This window comes from Actinopolymorpha rutila (genome assembly GCF_013407855.1).
In the GTDB taxonomy this organism is placed as follows: domain Bacteria; phylum Actinomycetota; class Actinomycetes; order Propionibacteriales; family Actinopolymorphaceae; genus Actinopolymorpha; species Actinopolymorpha rutila.
In genome coordinates, this window is record NZ_JACBZH010000001.1 from 5074388 (window position 1) to 5090571 (window position 16184).

The 16184-nt window shown below is 71.5% G+C and carries 14 protein-coding genes; 6 read left to right on the forward strand and 8 right to left on the reverse strand.

What is annotated here, in order from left to right:
- Nucleotides 1–79 precede the first annotated feature (79 nt).
- Together F4554_RS22655 and F4554_RS22660 are read left to right on the forward strand one after the other, a co-directional pair.
- Complete coding sequence (locus F4554_RS22655) at nt 80–1813, forward strand: ABC transporter transmembrane domain-containing protein (protein WP_179789419.1); 1734 nt, start codon at nt 80–82, stop codon at nt 1811–1813.
- Entirely contained in the window at nt 1810–3783 is a 1974-nt protein-coding gene (locus F4554_RS22660) for an ABC transporter ATP-binding protein (protein WP_420360732.1), read from the forward strand. The genes F4554_RS22655 and F4554_RS22660 overlap by 4 nt, the downstream gene beginning before the upstream one ends.
- 105 nt (nt 3784–3888) lie before the next feature.
- Here F4554_RS22660 and F4554_RS33755 read toward each other — a convergent pair whose 3' ends face one another.
- The gene (locus F4554_RS33755; RefSeq protein WP_179789420.1) at nt 3889–5394 is read right to left on the reverse strand and encodes an ankyrin repeat domain-containing protein; all 1506 of its coding nucleotides are present in this window, start codon (nt 5392–5394) and stop codon (nt 3889–3891) included.
- 192 nt (nt 5395–5586) lie between these two features.
- On the opposite strand from F4554_RS33755, the gene F4554_RS22670 reads away from it, so the two are divergent.
- From F4554_RS22670 to F4554_RS22680, 3 genes are all read left to right on the forward strand, one after another.
- Complete coding sequence (locus F4554_RS22670) at nt 5587–6183, forward strand: DUF488 domain-containing protein (RefSeq protein ID WP_238341382.1); 597 nt, start codon at nt 5587–5589, stop codon at nt 6181–6183.
- A 196-nt stretch (nt 6184–6379) separates the two neighbouring features.
- Nucleotides 6380–7627 (forward strand): Mur ligase family protein, encoded by a 1248-nt coding sequence (locus F4554_RS22675; RefSeq protein WP_337796164.1) that lies wholly within the window; start codon nt 6380–6382, stop codon nt 7625–7627.
- Nucleotides 7617–8357 (forward strand): glutamine amidotransferase, encoded by a 741-nt coding sequence (locus F4554_RS22680; RefSeq protein ID WP_179789421.1) that lies wholly within the window; start codon nt 7617–7619, stop codon nt 8355–8357. Before F4554_RS22675 ends, F4554_RS22680 begins: the two co-directional genes overlap by 11 nt.
- 9 nt (nt 8358–8366) lie before the next feature.
- Here F4554_RS22680 and F4554_RS22685 read toward each other — a convergent pair whose 3' ends face one another.
- Complete coding sequence (locus tag F4554_RS22685) at nt 8367–8840, reverse strand: YdeI/OmpD-associated family protein (protein WP_179789422.1); 474 nt, start codon at nt 8838–8840, stop codon at nt 8367–8369.
- Between the two features lie 225 nt (nt 8841–9065).
- Between F4554_RS22685 and F4554_RS22690 the strand changes: the two genes are divergently transcribed.
- Nucleotides 9066–9332 carry a hypothetical protein gene (locus tag F4554_RS22690; RefSeq protein ID WP_179789423.1) on the forward strand — a complete coding sequence of 89 codons (267 nt, stop codon included), beginning with the start codon at nt 9066–9068 and terminating at the stop codon, nt 9330–9332.
- A 43-nt stretch (nt 9333–9375) separates the two neighbouring features.
- On the opposite strand, the gene F4554_RS22695 is transcribed toward F4554_RS22690, so the two are convergent.
- The 6 genes from F4554_RS22695 to F4554_RS22720 all read right to left on the reverse strand — a co-directional run bounded on the left by F4554_RS22695 (nt 9376) and on the right by F4554_RS22720 (nt 16148).
- Nucleotides 9376–10353, reverse strand: a complete 978-nt coding sequence (locus tag F4554_RS22695; protein WP_179789424.1) for a phosphotransferase family protein — start codon at nt 10351–10353, stop codon at nt 9376–9378.
- Nucleotides 10354–10425: 72 nt separating this feature from the next.
- The gene (locus tag F4554_RS22700; RefSeq protein ID WP_337796165.1) at nt 10426–11124 is read right to left on the reverse strand and encodes a GntR family transcriptional regulator; all 699 of its coding nucleotides are present in this window, start codon (nt 11122–11124) and stop codon (nt 10426–10428) included.
- A gap of 14 nt (nt 11125–11138) precedes the next feature.
- Nucleotides 11139–12140, reverse strand: coding sequence for a proline racemase family protein (locus F4554_RS22705; protein ID WP_179789425.1), 1002 nt, complete (start codon nt 12138–12140; stop codon nt 11139–11141).
- Entirely contained in the window at nt 12137–13072 is a 936-nt protein-coding gene (locus tag F4554_RS22710) for a dihydrodipicolinate synthase family protein (protein ID WP_179789426.1), read from the reverse strand. Before F4554_RS22710 ends, F4554_RS22705 begins: the two co-directional genes overlap by 4 nt.
- A complete protein-coding gene (locus F4554_RS32515; protein ID WP_179789427.1) occupies nt 13069–14943 on the reverse strand; it encodes an FAD-dependent oxidoreductase in 1875 nt (624 codons plus the stop codon). The genes F4554_RS22710 and F4554_RS32515 overlap by 4 nt, the downstream gene beginning before the upstream one ends.
- Nucleotides 14940–16148, reverse strand: coding sequence for an FAD-dependent oxidoreductase (locus F4554_RS22720; RefSeq protein WP_179789428.1), 1209 nt, complete (start codon nt 16146–16148; stop codon nt 14940–14942). The genes F4554_RS32515 and F4554_RS22720 overlap by 4 nt, the downstream gene beginning before the upstream one ends.
- Nucleotides 16149–16184: the final 36 nt, after the last annotated feature.

Genomic DNA, 16184 nt, shown 5'->3' on the forward strand with positions numbered 1-16184 from the left:
GTCGCACCCGCCGCCGATCCCGCCCGGCACCCGAGACCCACGACCGCCCGACCCGCCCCTCGACCTCAGGAAGGCCCGCGTGCTCATCCGTCTCCTGCGCGCCCACCTGCGCCCCTACACCAGGCCGATCGCCCTGGTCGTGGTGCTGCAGCTCGTGCAGACCCTCGCCACCTTGTACCTACCAAGCCTGAACGCCGACATCATCGACAACGGCGTGGTCAAGGGCGACACCGGCTACATCATGTCCACCGGTGGCGTCATGCTCGCGGTCACCCTGGTGCAGATCCTGTGCGCCGCCGCCGCGGTCTACTTCGGTGCACGCACGGCGATGGCGCTCGGCCGCGACGTACGGGCCGCGATCTTCGACCGGGTCCAGGAGTTCTCCGTCCGCGAGGTCGGGCAGTTCGGGGCGCCGTCGCTGATCACCCGGACGACCAACGACGTCCAGCAGGTGCAGATGCTGGTCCTGATGACGCTCACGCTGATGGTGTCCGCACCCATCATGTGCGTGGGCGGCGTGCTGATGGCGCTGAACCAGGACGTTCCGCTGTCGGCGCTGCTGCTGGTGATCGTGCCGGTGCTGATCCTCGCGGTGAGCATGATCATCCGCCGGATGCACCCGCTGTTCCGCCAGATGCAAGAACGCATTGACACCGTGAACCGCGTCATGCGCGAGCAGATCACCGGCATCCGCGTGATCCGGGCGTTCGTCCGTGACACTCACGAGCAGGCGCGGTTCGCCGCCGCCAACAACTCGCTGATGGACGTCTCCCTCGGCGTCGGCCGGCTGATGGCGTTCATGTTCCCGATCGTCATGGTCGTGATGAACCTCTCCAGCGTGGCCGTCATGTGGTTCGGCGCGCAGCGCATCGACAGCGGCTCGATGCAGATCGGCGCGCTGACCGCGTTCCTCAGCTACCTGATGCAGATCCTCATGTCGGTGATGATGGCGACGTTCATGTTCGTCATGGTGCCGCGGGCGTCGGTGTGTGCCGAGCGGATCAGTGAGGTGCTCGACACCGAGACCAGCGTGCGCCCGGCCGCCTCGCCGGTACGCCAACTGCACGGGCACGGTCAGCTCGACCTGCGCGGTGTCGACTTCCGTTACCCCGGCGCGGAGGCGCTGGTCCTCGGCGGTGTCGACCTGACCGCCCGGCCGGGCCAGACCACCGCGATCATCGGGAGCACGGGCGCGGGCAAGACCACCTTGCTCAACCTCGTCCCCCGGCTGTTCGACGCCGACGGCGGCCAGGTGCTGGTCGACGGTGTGGACGTCCGCGAGTTCGACCCGGCACTGCTGTCGCGCACCGTCGGGCTGGTTCCGCAGAAGCCGTACCTCTTCTCCGGCACCGTCGCGTCCAACCTCCGTTACGGAAACCCGGACGCGACCGACGAGGAGCTGTGGAACGCCCTGGAGATCGCGCAGGCGCGCGACTTCGTGGAGACGATGGAGGGTCAGCTCGAGGCGTCGATCGGCCAGGGCGGAAGCAACGTGTCCGGCGGGCAGCGGCAGCGCCTGGCGATCGCCCGGCTGCTGGTGGCCCGCCCGGAGATCTACCTCTTCGACGACTCGTTCTCCGCTCTCGACTACGCCACCGACGCCGCCCTGCGGGCCGCGCTGCACCGCGAGATCGGCGACGCCACGATCGTCATCGTCGCCCAGCGGGTGTCCACCATCCGCGACGCCGACCGGATCGTCGTCCTCGACGAGGGCCGCGTCGTCGGGACCGGAACGCACAACGAACTGATGGACACCAACCAGACCTACCGGGAGATCGTGCTCTCCCAGCTCACCGAGCAGGAGGCCGCATGAGCACGCAGGTGAAGCCGGCCAGCCCGCCCAAACGCGGGATGGGGCCGGACCGTCGCCACGGCCCGATGATGGGCGGCGGGATGTCCACCGAGAAGGCGATGAACTTCCGCGGCTCCAGCAGGCGGCTGATCGCCATGATGCGTCCCGAGCGCCCGGTGGTCGTCACCGTCCTCGTCCTCGGCGCGATCAGCGTCGGGCTGTCGGTGCTCGGGCCGAAGATCCTCGGCCACGCCACCAACCTGATCTTCGCCGGGGTGGCGGGGCGCCAACTCCCGCCCGGGATCACCAAGGAGCAGGCGATCGAGGGCCTGCGGGCACGCGGGCAGGGCGGCATCGCCGACCTGCTCCGCACGGTGGACGTCGTACCCGGACAGGGCATCGACTTCCACGCGGTGGCCATGGTCCTGATGGCCGCGCTCGGCGTCTTCGTGGTCGCGTCGCTGTTCGCCCTTGTCCAGGGCAGGTTGACAGCGGTCGTCGTACAGAAGCTGGCGTTCCGGCTGCGCGAGCAGGCCGAGACCAAGCTCGCCCGGCTGCCGCTCGGCTACTTCGACCGGCAGCCGCGCGGCGAGGTCCTGTCGCGTACGACGAACGACATCGACAACATCGCCCAGACGCTGCAGCAGGCGCTCAGCCAGATCGTCACCTCCGTGCTCACCATCATCGGCGTGCTGGCGATGATGATCTGGATCTCGCCGCTCCTCGCGGTCATCGCGCTGGTGACCGTGCCGGTGTCGGTGCTCGTCGTCGCGGTGATCGGCAAGCGCGCCCAGCCGCAGTTCATCAAGCAGTGGGCGACCACGGGAACGCTGAACGCCCACATCGAGGAGATGTACACCGGGCACGCCCTGGTGAAGGTGTTCGGGCGCCAGCGGGAGGCCGCGCAGACCTTCGCCAAGGAGAACGACGCGCTGTTCGACTCCAGCTTCCGGGCGCAGTTCATCTCCGGCACGATCCAGCCGGCGATGATGTTCATCGGCAACCTGAACTACGTGCTGGTAGCGGTGATCGGCGGGCTGCGGGTCGCGTCCGGGACGCTGTCGCTGGGCGACGTGCAGGCGTTCATCCAGTACTCCCGGCAGTTCAGCCAGCCGATCACGCAGGTCGCCTCGATGGCCAACCTGCTGCAGTCCGGCGTCGCCTCGGCCGAGCGGGTCTTCGACCTGCTGGACGCCGAGGAGCAGCAGGCCGACCCGTCGCCGTCGCGGCGGCCGCAGCAGGTGACCGGAAAGGTGGCGTTCGAACACGTGTCCTTCCGGTACGACCCGGACAAGCCGTTGATCGAGGACCTCTCCCTGGCGGTCGAACCCGGCCACACCGTGGCCATCGTCGGGCCGACCGGCGCGGGCAAGACGACGCTCGTCAACCTCCTCCTGCGGTTCTACGAGGTGACCGGCGGGCGGATCACCCTCGACGGAGTGGACGTCACCGAGATGACCCGGGAGGACCTGCGCGCCCGGATCGGCATGGTCCTGCAGGACACCTGGTTGTTCGGCGGCACGATCGCGGAGAACATCGCCTACGGTGCCGGCGACGTGCCGCGGGACAGGATCGTGGCGGCGGCGCAGGCCACGCACGCCGACCGGTTCATCCGTACCCTGCCGGACGGCTACGACACGGTGATGGACGAGGAGGGCGCGAACGTCAGTGCCGGTGAGAAGCAGCTGATCACCATCGCCCGCGCGTTCCTCACCGAGCCGTCGATCCTGGTGCTGGACGAGGCAACCTCGTCGGTGGACACCCGTACCGAGGTGCTCATCCAGCACGCGATGACCTCGCTGCGCGCCGGGCGTACCAGCTTCGTCATCGCCCACCGGCTGTCCACCATCCGCGACGCCGACGTGATCCTGGTGATGGAGAACGGCCGGATCGTCGAGCAGGGCAACCACGAGAAGCTGCTGGCCGCCGACGGCGCGTACGCCCGGCTCTACGCGGCGCAGTTCGCCCAGGCGGTGGCCGAGGTCGACTGACCGGCGCAGAGGTGAGCTGAGGAAGGGCGGCCGGGCCGACATGGTCCGGCCGCCCTTGCGTTGGTGGCCACCGACTGCCGTACGTCAGCCGCCGGCCGGCCGTCGTCAGCCGAGGCCGCGCAGGTACGCCGCGGTCTCCTCCTCACCGGAGTGCTCGGCCCAGCCGAGCGGCGTCGCGTCGAAGGAGGCTTCGCGCAGCTCGGGATCCGCGCCCTGCTCCACCAGGAACCGGGTGAGCGGGAGGTTTCCGGCCAGTGCGGCCTCGTGCAGCGCCGTGCGCCGCAGCGGTGGGCCGAGCACACCCCCGCGTACGCCGGCGTTCACGTCGAAGCCCTGCTCCAGCAGGAGCCTCATGGCCTCGACCCGGCCGGTGCGGGCCACCAGAACTCCGGCGTCCGGGAACCGTTCCCGCACGTGCGCGGGCAAGCCGGGGTTGACAGCGGTCAGTCGTTCCACCCCGGTCCGGTCACCGGCCACGCACGCGCCGACGAACTCCTGCACCGCGTCCACCCGGCCGCGGTCGGCGCCGGCGTCGACGAGCATCCGGGCGATCTCGCGTTCGCCCGCCAGCGTGGCCAGTTGCAGGGCGGTGAGGTCGCCGTAGTTCGGGTGGTAGCCACGGCCGTCGGCGGCGACACCGTGGTCAAGCAGCAACCTGACCCGGGCGGTCATCCCGTGATCTGCCGCCCACCGAAGCTGCTCCTCCACCATCGCGGTGGTCGAGGGGTAGGTGTGGCTCAGCCGGCGGCGCCACGGACTGTCGAGCTCCTTGCCGAGCCCGAACTCGAACAGCACCTCCAGGTGGTCGTTCGCGGAGGTGAACTGCCTGTTGTACAAGGCCTGGTTGTCGTTCGGGTCCGCGCCGGCCCGCAGCAGCGCACGGGCCAGCGCCACCGCCTGCCGATTCGGTGACTGAGCCTGCTCGCCGCCGCCGAACGCTCCGGTGAGCGCGGTGAACGCCGACGTCATCCCCTGCCACAGGCGCCCGGCGTTGGGGTCGGCACCGGCGGCCAGCAAGGCCTCCACCGCCTCGACAGGTTCGCCCGCGCCGAGGCGCGAGTACGCGAGGTACATCAGCGGCGGCCAGCCGTACGGGCCACCGGCCTGGTCGACCTGGGAACGATCCCGCTCCAGCGCCTCACGGAGTCCGGCCGCGTCACCGGCCGCCGCCATCGTGTGCAGGGAGAACGCCGCGACCTCCGGGTGGGCACGCAGGAGCTCGCGGGCCCGGACCGGCCGGTGCGGGGTGTCGCGGGTGTAGTTCAGGCAGGCGAGGTCGAGGAAGCGGTCGGCGAGAGCGGGCAGGTCCTGGCTGTTGGAGAAATCGGCGTCGGCGTCGGCGTCGTCCACCGGCCGCGGCCAGTAGGAGTACTCCGCGACCACCTCGACGTGGGCCCGAAGCCGTTGCCAGCTGGGGAATCCGTAGCCGCGCGCGACCACGAGCTGCGCGTCGCTGAGGGAACATCCGCCGGTGAGGTCACGGCGGGAGTCGAACTCCTCGAACGCCGCGAGCGCCTCGGCGTCACCGGCCTGCGCCCTGCGCTGCAGCGACCTGGCCTGGTTCCTGAGATGCTCGAGACTGGGATTGTCGGGGAGCGGACGAGTCGGCACGGCGGCCTCCTTCTCTCACGCCCGATGTCCGCATGATCAGGCCGAAAAGGAGGAACCTCGGCTGGGAGACCAACTCAGGTGGGCTGTGCCCTTCCCGCGGACCGGATGCGCCCCGACGCGCGACCACACCGTACACACGGCCGGCTCCGCCGCGCCAGTCCCTCAAGTCGAGACCACGAGACGATGACCCCGATGACCCCGATGACCCCGACCACCCCGACCACCCCGCCGACCCGGATCACGACCTTCGGCCATGGCACCGCCACCGCTGACGCCACCGTCGAGCTGCTGCGTGGCGCCGGAATCACCACGGTGGTGGACGTTCGGACCGCACCGGGCAGCCGCCGCCACCCGCAGTTCTCCCGGGCAGAGCTCGAACGCTGGCTGCCCGAGCACGGGATCGGCTACCGCTGGGAACGCCGGCTCGGCGGCTTCCGCAAGGTCGCACCGGACTCGCCGGACTCGGCCTGGCGAAACGACGCCTTCCGGGGGTACGCCGGGCACATGCGCACTGCGGAGTTCCTGGCCGGCATCGACGACCTGCTCGCCGGAGTAGCCGAGGACAGCTCCGGCGCGACGGCGATCATGTGCAGCGAGAGCCTGTGGTGGCGGTGCCACCGGCGGATGATCGCCGACTTCCTCGAACTGGTGCGCGGGGTCGAGGTGCGGCACCTGTTCCCGGACGGTTCGGAGGCCGCGCACCAGCCCGGCCCGGGGGTGCGGGTGCGTTCGGATGGCCTGCTCGTCTACGACGGTGGGCAGGCCAGCGTGTTCGACGACCCGGAGTAGGCCAGGAATCTTCGCGTACGCAGGGGTCCGGTTCGCCGCGTTCGCCCCGGATGCGCCACCGGACGAGTCCGGACAACAACGCGTTCGGCGGCTCTGAGTTTTTGTCACGTGTAACGAGCGACGCGGCCGGTTCGGGCTTTGTGTGCAACGGAAAATAGCCCTCCGACGCCTCGGCGTGCGACTAGCGTCACCAGTCGTGAGCACACAGTTGCCTCTGCGGGCCAGGCTCGCAGCCACGGCCACGCGTGGTGTGGCCGCCTTCTCCCGGGCGACCGGGCGCGGCGACGGATCGGTGATCGGCGGCCGCGTCGGGCTCGGCATCGATCCCCGGCTTCTCCGCCGGCTCGCGGCCAACCGGCAGGTGGCGTTGGTGTCCGGCACCAACGGCAAGACCACCACCACCCGGCTCACCGCGGCGGCCATCGGGGTGCTCGGCCCGGTGGCCAGCAACCCCTTCGGCGCCAACCTGCCGAACGGCCACGTGTCCGCGCTGGCGCTGGCCCCCGACACCGACCACGCCGTCCTGGAAGTGGACGAGCACTATCTCCCGCACGCCTGTGACGCCGCACAGCCGCGGGTGATCGCGATGCTCAACCTCACCCGCGACCAGCTGGACCGGGCCATGGAAGTCGCGATGATCGCGAAGCTGTGGCGGGACACGGTTCGCGGTCGCCACCTGCACGTCGTGGCCAACGCCGACGACCCGATGGTGGTGTGGGCGGCGGACGCGGCCGAGGAGGTCAGCTGGGTGGCCGCCGGCCAACGCTGGCACGACGACTCCGCGGTCTGCCCGGAGTGCGGCAGTGCCATCGAACGCGTCCCGCACGCGAACGGTACGGCTATCCACTGGCGGTGCACCGGCTGTGCGCTGGCCCGGCCGAAGGCGCAATGGACGCTTGACGACGAGGCCGTGATCGATCCCGACGGAAACCGCCACGATGTCAAGCTGAACTTGCCTGGCCGGGTCAACCGGGCGAACGCCGCGATGGCGCTGGCGGTCGCGGCGCGGTTCGGTGTACGCCCGAACGACGCACTGCCGCGGCTGGCGGAGGTCACCTCGGTCGCCGGGCGCTACGCGGTCGTGGAGCGCGACGGCAAGGCGATCCGGCTGCTGCTGGCGAAGAACCCGGCCGGCTGGCTGGAGGCGTTCGACATGGCCGAACAGGCGCCGACCCTGCTGTGCATCAACGCCCGCGACCCCGACGGCCTGGACACCTCATGGCTGTTCGACGTGGACTTCGCGCCGCTGCGCGGGCGCCGGGTGCTGATCAGCGGCGACCGCGCGTACGACCTCGGGGTCCGGCTGGCCGTGAACGGCGTCGACTTCGTCCACGTCCGATCCTTCACCGACGCGCTGGCGGCGATGCCGGACGGGCGGGTGGAGGCGATCGCCAACTACACGGCCTTCCAGCAGATCAGAGCGGAGCTGAATCGTGTCGACTGACAGTGCACTGCGCATCGTGTGGGTGTACCCCGATCTGTTGTCGACGTACGGCGACCGGGGGAACCTGCTGATCCTCGCCCAACGGGCCCGCCTGCGCGGAATTCCCGTGCAGAGCGAGGAGATTCGTACCGACGAACCGATCCCCAGCGACGCCGACGTCTACCTGCTCGCCGGCGGGGAGGACGCCCCGCAGACCCTGGCCGCCGAGCGCATGCTCGCCGACGGCGGACTGCGGCGGGCGGTCGAGCACGGGGCGATCGTCTTCGCGGTGTGCGCGGGCTACCAACTGGTGGGCTCGTCGTTCGCCGCACGGGGCCGGCAGTACGCCGGGCTGGACCTGTACGACCTGAGCTCGGACCGCGGGCCGAGCCGGGCCGTCGGCGAACTCGCCGGACCGGTCGACCCGGCCCTGACCCTGCCGCTGCTCACCGGGTTCGAGAACCACGGCGGGCGTACCCATCTCGGTCCGGGTGTGCGCCCGCTGGCCACCGTCTCGGTCGGCGTCGGCAACGACGGACACACCGAAGGCGCCTGGACGAAGGGCTTCATCGGGACGTACGCCCACGGACCGGCGCTGTCCCGCAACCCGGCCCTGGCCGACCTGGTGCTCCGGTGGGCGACCGGCCGGGACTCCCTCGAACCACTGGACGACACCTGGCACGACAAGCTGCGCAACGAACGCCTGGCCGCGCTCGCCGCGCGCGGCAAGGACCTCCGCCACGTCGCCTGACCTGACGGCTCAGGGGCGGGGACGCTGCTTGCGGCCCTCCTTCAACCACCCGACGGTGCGCTCGATCCGGGTCTCCCGCTCCTGCGGCCGGCGCTTGGTCGCCTCGATCCAGGTCAGGTAGCCCTTGCGGTAGAACTGCGCGAGCGAGTCGAAGAAGGCCCCCGCCTCCGGGTCGGACTCCAACGCGGCGGCGACGTCGGCCGGCAGATCGGCGCGCTGCGGGCCCTCCGCCGTCACGACGACCCTGACGGTGCTGCCGATCTCGACCGGGTGGTCGCGCCGCCACGCCGGGGTGAGAACGATGCCAGGTCCGTCGTCGAGCCGCTCGACGACCGCGCGAACCTTGCAGCCGTCGACCGTCCCGGTGACGTGGTGGCGCGGCTTGACGCCCCACACCTCGTCCGGGTCGAACGGCAGCGGGACCGTCACCCGGTGCCGGCTCCCCTCGGCGACGGTCGCGGTGAAGCTTCTGGTCTCGGCCATGTCAGATGGTTGCACGGCCCGGGCCGGACGACGAGGGACCGGCTGACCCGGACCGACCTCAACGCTGACGACGCCCCGGTCTTGACAGCGGTGGCCGGCCTGGGCAATAACAGCGGCACATGGACCGAACGAGGTCCGCGACGGGCACGTCGGCATCCGGTCCATGGGCCGCCTGACCCGGCCCCGCTCCCGGCGGGATCGGGTCAGCGCAGGAAGGGCGCCGCGATGAGCTACTCGCCGATGACCCCCGAGGATTCCCTCGCCATCGCCAGGCTGGTGGTCGCCGTCTTGTGGGTGCTCGGCTCGCTCTATGCCTGGGCCCGAACGGGCTTTGCGCACGATGATCCCTGGCTGTTGCTCGTGGTCCCCGCCACCGGGGTCTGGTGGGGACTCGTAGCGGGATTCGTCCTGGGCATTCTGGGGCTGATCTTCGAGAGCCGGTTGCTGACCGCGTACTGGTGGTGGAAGAACAGGCCCGGAAAGAAGGCATGAGAGAAACCCACCGGCATCGGCCCGGCGCGGTCGATCTCGACGGTCACAGTCCCCGTACACGCAGCCAGCGCAGGCACGCCAGGCCCTGCGCGCGCTGGAACGCCCGCACCGTCGGGATGCCCGGCGGCGGTGGCTGCAGGGACTTCGACACGAAGTAGCCCGCCAACGCGACGATCACGGCGGTGATCGCATCCTTGTCCGCTGACCGGGCCAGCGGATGGGTGCGCAGCAGCTCCTCGGGTTCACCCGCGCCCTGCATGGTCATGCTCGGCAGCGCCAGCACCAGGTCGACCCAGGCGGCGCCGACCATCGCGGCCGGCCAGTCGACGAAGTACACCCCGTCGCCGGTGAGGAGAACGTTGTCCGCGCGGATGTCCCCGTGCAGGAGCGTCTCTCCCCGGGCGGCCGTCAGCCAGTGCGTCTCCCACGTCGCCAGGTCGGCGAGGCGCTCCGCGGCCCAGGGGTCGACCTCGGCCAGCCGCGGATCGGGCCGGTCCAGCAGACCGCGCCAGCCGGAGAACTCCTCGTCCAGGACGTCGATCGGACGTACGTCCAGCCCGGGCGGTGCCGGGGTCATCGCGGCACCGAGGTCGGTGAGTGCGGCGAGTACTCGGTCGCGCTCGGCCGGGACCCACGGCAGCGTGGGCGAGTCGCCGGTCAGCGCCTCGAACACCAGCACCACCCAGTCGCCGTCGTCGTGTGACCACAACAGCTTCGGGACGGGGGCGGACGCGGGGAGCTGAGCCGCGATCGCGGCCTCGCGCCGGTGTATGCCAGGTGACACCGGGTTCGGAGCCGAGCTGACCGCCTTGGCGAACACCTGCCGTCCGTCGGCGAGCCGGAGCACCGAGGCCAGTCCGGGCGAGAAGCCGCCCGCCCTGCTGGCCGCCGCGACGACCGAACTCCCAAGCCGGCTTTCGATCTCGGCGCGAAGCCCGTGCGGAAGATCCGGCCACAGCAGGCGGTTGCCGCCTCGTCCGTGCAACGTGTCGACGTGCGGCTCTTCCTGCTCGGCGGTCATCCCCCGATGATGGCAGCGCCTCTCGCCGTGCGCGACCAGGTTTCGCTCCGCCCCGCTACTTCGTACGCCCGGCTACTCCCTGCGGCCGGCCCAGGTGCCGCGGACATGGCCGAGATGCCGGTGCATCAACGCCCGTACGGCTTCGCCGTCGCCGGCTGCCAACAGGTCGAGCAGCGCGAGGTGTTCCCGGGCAGACGCCACCAGCACACCGCGCTCGGCCAGATGGCCCAGCCCGAACAGGCGGGTACGTTCCCGGAGTTCGGCCACGGTGTCCACGAGGGTGGCGTTCCCGGCCAGTCGCAGCAGGTCGAGGTGGAACCGCCGGTCCGCCTCGACGTAGCCGATCAGGTCACTCGCCCGGGCGGCGTCCACGATCGTCTGGGCGAGCGGCCGAAGCTCCGCGTACGCCTCGGCCGGGACCTCGCCCGCGAGCCCGGTCACGGTCGGCACCTCGATCAGCCGGCGGAGCTCGGTGATGTCGTCCAGCTCGGCCTCGGACACCTCGGTGACCCGAAACCCCTTGTTTCGTACGACTTCCACCAGCCCGGTCCGGGCCAGGTCGAGCATCGCCTCCCGCACCGGCGTCGCGGATACCCCGAACCGCGCGGCCAGTGTGGGTGCGGAGTACACCACGCCCGGGCGCATCTGACCTGACACCAGCGCAGCCCGCAGGGCAGCGGACACCTCGTCCCGCAGGCTTCGAAATCCCCGCAGGGGCGGGAAATCCGGGGTGCTCTGGCCGGTTTCGTCCACGGCGTCCACGGGGCTCACGGGGCTCACGGGGCTCACAGGGAGAATCCGTGCGGGAACGGGTCCTCCGGGTCGAGGAAGTACTGCGCGGTGCCGGTGAGCCAGGCCCGCCCGGTCACCGTCGGCACCACGGCGGGGAGGCCACCGACGGTCGTCTCGGCCAGCAGCCGGCCGACGAACGTCGTACCGATGAAGGACTCGTTGACGAAGTCGCGGTCCAGTTCGAGCAGGCCACGGGCATGTAGCTGTGCCATCCGCGCACACGTCCCGGTGCCGCAGGGCGAACGGTCGAACCAGCCCGGGTGGATCGCCATCGCGTGCCGGGAACGGTGCGCGTCCGAGCCCGGTGCGGCGAGGTAGACGTGGTGGCACCCGGAGATCTCGGGGTTCTCCGGGTGGCGGGGCGGCGCGGCCTCGTTGATCGCCGCCATGATCGCCAGCCCGGCGTCAAGCAGCGCTTGCTTGTTCGAACGGTCGAAGGTGAGCCCGACGCGTTCGGTCTCCACGACGGCGTAGAAGTTGCCGCCGTACGCGAGGTCGTACGGCACCTCACCCAGCCCCGGTACCTTGACCGACAGGTCCAGCCCGGCGGCGAACGCGGGAACGTTCCGCAACGTCACCCCGCGGGCCACCCCGTCGGCCACCGCGACCTCGGCCACCACCAGCCCGGCCGGGGTGTCAAGGCGAACCTGCGTGACCGGCTCCACCACCGGGACCATGCCGGTCTCCACCAGAACGGTGGCCACCCCGATGGTCCCGTGCCCGCACATGGGCAGGCAGCCGGACACCTCGATGAAGAGCACGCCGAAGTCGGCGTCCGGGCGCGTGGGCGGCTGCAGGATCGCCCCGCTCATCGCGCTGTGGCCGCGCGGCTCGTACATCAGCAACGTACGCAGATGGTCCAGGTGCTCGACGAAGTGCTGCCTGCGTTCGAACATCGTCGCGCCGGGAATCACGCCCACGCCGCCGGTGATCACGCGCGTCGGCATCCCCTCGGTGTGGGAGTCGACGGCGTGGAAGACGTGCCGGGTCCTCATCGGCCGGCCCGGCCGGACGGCGCCACCTCGAAGGCCGCGACCACCTGCTCGGTCGCCGCCCGTACGACCGCCTCGTGCTCGGCCGTCAGCGCCAGCCGCGGGTGCCGGCACGGGCCGCCGCGACGGCCCACGATGTCCATGGACAGCTTGATCGCCTGCACGAACTCCGTCCTGGAATCCCAGCGCAGCAAGGGATGCAGCGTGCGGTACAGCGGCAGAGCGGTGGCCAGGTCGCCGGCCCGTGCGGCGTCGTACATCCGCACACACTCGGCAGGGAAGGCGTTCGGGAATCCCGCGATCCAGCCGACCGCGCCGGCGACGGCGAGTTCGAGCGCCACGTCGTCGGCGCCGATGATCAGGTCCAGGCCGGGTGCGAGCTCGGCGATCCGGTAGGCCCGGCGCACGTCGCCGCTGAACTCCTTCACCGCGACGATGTGGCCCTCACCGTGCAGCCGGGCAAGGAGTTCCGGGGTGAGGTCGACCCTGGTGTCGTACGGATTGTTGTACGCCACGACCGGCAGCCCCACCTTGGCCACCTCGGCGAAGTGCGCCAGCACGATCCGGTCGTCCGCGCGGTAGGCGTTCGGCGGCAGGCACAGCACGGCCGGGGCTCCGGCCTCCGCGGCGTCCTCGGCCCAGCGCCGGGCGGCCTGCGCACTGTAGGCGGACACCCCGGGTACCACCGCCGCCTCGGGCACCGCCTTGAGCGCGGTACGAAGGACCGCCGAACGCTCCTCGTCGGTGAGCGAGGCGTACTCCCCCAGCGAACCGTTCGGGATCACCCCGGCGCAGCCGTTGTCGACCAGCCAGCGCACGTGCTCGGCGTACCGGTCGTGGTCCACGGTCAGGTCGTCGTGGTACGGCAGCGCGGTCGCCACCAGGACGCCGTGCCAGGGCCTGGTCGGCGGGGTGGGCTGGATCGTGCTCGTCATCGGATTGTTCCTCCGGGGGATCCGTCGGTGGTTGCCGAGTCGTCGGTGGGCATGGCGGCAGTGGGCATGGCGGCAGTGGGCGCGGAGTCGGTGAGGGAGGCGAGTACGCCGAGCGGCACCGGCTGGGCGATCGGCCTGCGGGCCAGCGCTGCCGCGTCGGTGACGTCCGGCGGCGAACCCGTCAGCCGGCCGACCAACGCCGCGGTGGCCACCGCGCACGTACGCCCCTGGCACCAGCCCATCCCGGCCCGGGTGAGCAGCTTCGCCGAGCGGGGGTCGCCGGCCCCGAGGTCGCGGATCGCCGCCCGGACCGCCCCGACCGGCACGTCCTCGCACCGGCACAGCACCGTCTCGTCGGGCACGTCGTCCAGCCAGTCGGCGGGCAACGGATGTACGGCGTCGAGCACGTCGGCGAAGGCGCGCAACCTGGCCTTGCGCCGCCGCAACCGGTCCTTGCGCGTCTCCTCCACCGGCCCGCCGGCCGCGGTCGCCACCGCGAGACCGGCGAGCTCGCCCTCCACCAGGGCCAGGGCCGCGCCGCCGACACCGGTCGTCTCACCGGCGGAGTACAGCCCCGCGCAGGTCGTTCGCTGGTCGGCGTCCGCCACCACCGCCGGCGTGCCGTTCGTGTCCGTTCGTACGTCGCAACCGGCCTCGACCAGCAGGTCGAGCTGCGGGGTGAAGCCGTACCCGACCGCGAGCGTGTCGCAGGCGACATGCCGTTCGCTGCCCGGGAGCGGGCGACGCCGCGCGTCCAGCCGGGCGACCGTGACACCGGTGAGCCGTTCGTCCCCGTGCGCGGCGACGACCGCACGGCCGGTGCGGTACGGAACCCGGTGCAAGGCAAGCTTGCGGGCGTACCCGGCGGCTTCGGCGAACCGGCCCGGCTGCCCCGCCAGCGTCCGCGCGTGCCGCAGGTAGTTCCGCGGCCTGCTCGCCTCGTACACGCCCGCGACTCGTACACCCGCCTCCGCCAGCCCGGTGGCCACCGGCAACAGGAACGGTCCGCTGCCCGCAACCACCACCCGACCGCCCGGGCCGCCGGGCGCGACACCACTTCCCTTGAGCAACGCCTGGGCGCCACCTGCCGCGACGACGCCGGGTAGATCCCAACCAGGGAAGGGAAGCTGACGGTCGTACGCGCCGGTCGCCACCACCACGGCGGGTGCGACCACCTGGAAGGCTGCGGATTCGGGACCCTCCGCCAGCGCGTGCACCGTCCACACCGGGTCGGCTGGTTGCGCCGCCGCGGGTGCGGGAACCGGTGGCGGCGTGCGTTCCAGCGTCCACACCTGGTAGCGGGGCCGGTAGTCGATCCGGCCGGCGACCACGTGCCGGTCCAGGTCGGCCCGCAGCGTCCGGAAGTGGGGGCTCGCGGCCTCGGCCGACTCGGCTCGGACGGAGTGCCGGTAGTACTGCCCGCCCGGCCGCTCCCCGGCGTCCAGCAGGACGACCGACAGTCCGTGCTCGGCCATCGCGTTCGCGGCGGTGAGGCCGGCCGGTCCCGCGCCGACGACCACGGCGTCGCACCTGGTGGGCGGCACCGGGCTGGACATGTGGCTCGCCTCGTGCGGCACCTCGAGCACCTCAGGACTTACCGGCCCGGTGGTCACCACGTCACCGCCGCGGGCGGGTTCCAGGCAGGCGCGCACCCGGCGGCCGTTCGTGGTGACCAGGCAGTCGAAGCAGACCCCGATGCCGCAGAAGATCCCGCGCGGGCGGCCGGCGCGGGTCGTACGCCACGAGGTCCGGTGCGCCGCGAGCAGCGCCGCCGCGATGGTCTGCCCGTGAGCGAACGCCACCGGCTGCCCGTCGACGACCAGGTGCTCGGCGGGCCCGTCGGATGCCGGAGCACCGGCTTCGGTGGTCATGTGCTTACCTCCCCCTGCTGTTCTGCGTACGTCGGCGAGGCGTCGAACCGGTCCGCGCGGAACGCCCGGAGATCCACCGCGGGCTCGGTCCCGGTGAGCACCGAAGCGACCAGCGACCCCGTGATCGGCGCCAGGCCCACGCCCGCACCCTCGTGCCCACAGGCGTGGAAAAGCCCTGCCACGCGCGGATCCGGGCCGATGACCGGCAGGTGGTCGGGCAGGTAGGGCCGGAACCCGCGGTACGCCCGGATGGTGGAAACCCCTTCCAGGAAAGGGAAAAGTCTTACTGCCTGGGCGGCGAGCCGGGCCAGCACCGGCACCGACAGGGTACGGTCGAAGCCGACGCGCTCGCGGCTGGCTCCGATCAGGATGGTGCCGCCGCGCGTTCCTTCCACGACCGTGGACGTCTCCAGTCCTGGCGAACTGCTGGCGACATTGGCCACGTAGTCGGCGTCGTAGACCTTGTGGCGTACGAGCGGCGGCAGTGGCTCGGTGACCAGGATGAACCCACGGCGCGGCTGGATCGGAAGCATGACACCGGCGAGGGCGGCCACCTCACCGCTCCACGTGCCGGCGGCGTTGACGACCGCACCTGCGGCCAGCCGCCCGGCCGAGGTGACGACGCCGGTGATCCGGCCGTCCGCACCCTCGCCCGCACCCCGATCGATGCCGACGACCCGGACTCCGGTGTGCACCTGGGCGCCGCGTTCACGCGCCCGGCGCAGCAGGCAGGCGGCCGCCAGCATCGGCTGCACCTGGGCGTCCTGCGGGTAGTGCACGCCGCCCGCGAGGCCGGGTGCGAGGTTGGGTTCGAGCTCGGCCAGGCCCGCACCGTCGGCCGGCTCGGCGACGACGCCTGACGCGCGTTGGACATCGGCCAGTTTCGTCAACGCCGCAAGGCCTTCCGGCGTCTCGGCCACCACGACCCCGCCCTTGGGTTCGTACTCGACGTCGGCCGGTGCGAGGTCCTCGGCGAGCTCACCCCACACCTTCAACGACGCCAGCGCGAGGTCGAGTTCGGGACCCGGCTCCTTGTCCGAGACCAGCAGGTTGCCTTCTCCCGACCCGGTGGTGCCGCCCGCGATCGTGCCGGCCTCGACCACCGCCACCCGCAGCCCTGCCCGCGCGGCGTAGTAGGCACAGGCAGCGCCCACCACGCCGGCGCCGACGATCACCACGTCGGCGGGCCGTCCAAGATCAGCCACCGCAGTACCATGTCACATCACAGTGGCGGCACACCC